Here is a 1,505-nt window from a genome sequence, read left to right as displayed (position 1 = left end):
GACAGTTCGTTCAAGCTGGGTCAGCGGATCATCGAGGCCGCCATCCACCATCTGGACGGCCCCGAAGCGCCCCTTTACGCCCTGACCATCGCGGCATGGATCCGTTATAACACCGGACAGGATATGCAGGGCAGGACGATCCCTGTCTCTGATCCACTTGCGGCGCATTTCCGTCAGATTGATCTTGCCGCGCAGGGGGATGCTGCGGCGCTGGTCGACGGGTTTCTGCAGCTTGACCTGTTCGCCGGCCCCCTGCGCCAACACCAGCCATTCCGAGGCCAGCTTGTCGCGTTCTGCACCGCGCTTGCGCGACAAACTCCGCACGATCTGATGGCGGCTGCCGCATCCGGTGACCCCAAGGAGAAGACATGTTCGCAACGTTGAAAACGCGCTCGCCCGAAGAATGGTTGGGGGTCGGCCTGATGACTTTAGTGTTGGTGCTGCTGAGCTCTCAGGTCATTGGCCGCTATGTCCTTGGGTGGTCGTTTGCCTGGATCGAGGAAGTCTCGCGATTTGCCTTTGTCTGGGCCGTCTATTTCGGGTTCGTCATCGCTGCTGAAAAGGACCGCCACATCCGGGTTTCGGTCCAAATTTCCATGCTGTCACCGCGGATGCAGAAGATCGCGCTGACCTTTGCGGACATGATCTGGCTGGTCTTCAACGCCATCGTGATCTGGTTCGGCGTGATCTACATCAACGATATGTTCAGCTTTCCGATGGTGTCCCAGACCACGGGCATCAACATTGCCTGGGTTCAGATGATCGTTCCGTTGGGGTTCTTCCTGCTCAGCATCAGGGTGATTCAGGTGATGATCCGGCGCTGGAAATATGACGAGGGTGTCATCGACACCCGCCTGGACGAGTGACATGATCATGAGCGCACCCATCGTTTTGACGCTTGCCTTCATGGTCTTTCTGGTCCTGGGCGTGCCTGTCGCAGTGTCGATCGGGCTGGCCGCCATCGCCGGAATGATCGTCGCGGGAATTCCGCTGTCCTATGTGGTTCAGGCTGCCTATTCCGCCGTGAATGATTTTCTGATCATCGCCGTGCCGATGTTCGTGCTGGCCGGCGTGCTGATGGAAAAGGGCGGGCTGACTTCGCGCCTGATCGCCTTTTCCCGAACGCTGGTGGGGAAATCCCCCGGCGGGCTGGCAAGCGTCACGATCGTTGCCTGCACCTTCTTCGCCGCAATCTCGGGCTCTGGCCCGGCAACGGCGGCCGCGATCGGCTCGATCATGATCCCCACCATGATCAAGGAGGGGTATCACAAGTCCTTTGCGGCGGCGATCACGTCGAATGCAGGCGGCATAGGTGTCGTGATCCCGCCGTCAATCCCGATGATCATCTATGGCATCACCGCCGAAGTCTCGATTACCGGGCTTTTCATTGCCGGTGTGATTCCGGGGCTGATGCTGGCGTTCGCATTGACGACGGTGTCGCGCATCATCGCGGCGCGGCGGGGCTATGCCGTCGCCAATCCCGAAGGCCGTAGCCTGAAGCGCAT

2 protein-coding genes and 1 pseudogene are annotated in these 1,505 nt (G+C 59.7%); all 3 read left to right on the top strand.

The window, feature by feature from the left end; all coding sequences use genetic code 11:
• Positions 1-384: pseudogene (locus tag ACK4TM_RS17380) on the top strand (mannitol dehydrogenase family protein); the annotation flags it as partial.
• A complete protein-coding gene (locus tag ACK4TM_RS17375; RefSeq protein WP_409703834.1) occupies positions 369-866 on the top strand; it encodes a TRAP transporter small permease in 498 nt (165 codons plus the stop codon). The pseudogene ACK4TM_RS17380 and the gene ACK4TM_RS17375, both read left to right, overlap by 16 nt.
• Positions 867-873: 7 nt before the next feature.
• Positions 874-1,505, top strand: a 632-nt coding sequence (locus ACK4TM_RS17370) for a TRAP transporter large permease subunit (RefSeq protein WP_409703831.1), incomplete at its 3' end; no start/stop codon positions are given.

Source organism: Yoonia sp., from assembly GCF_046292185.1.
GTDB lineage: Bacteria > Pseudomonadota > Alphaproteobacteria > Rhodobacterales > Rhodobacteraceae > Yoonia.
This window is presented reverse-complemented; position numbering and strand designations above follow the sequence as displayed.

Bases quoted from the DNA above. Each gene is read 5' to 3' on its own strand.
- ACK4TM_RS17375 (WP_409703834.1), top strand. From the start codon at position 369: ATGTTCGCAACGTTGAAAACGCGCTCGCCCGAAGAATGGTTGGGGGTC.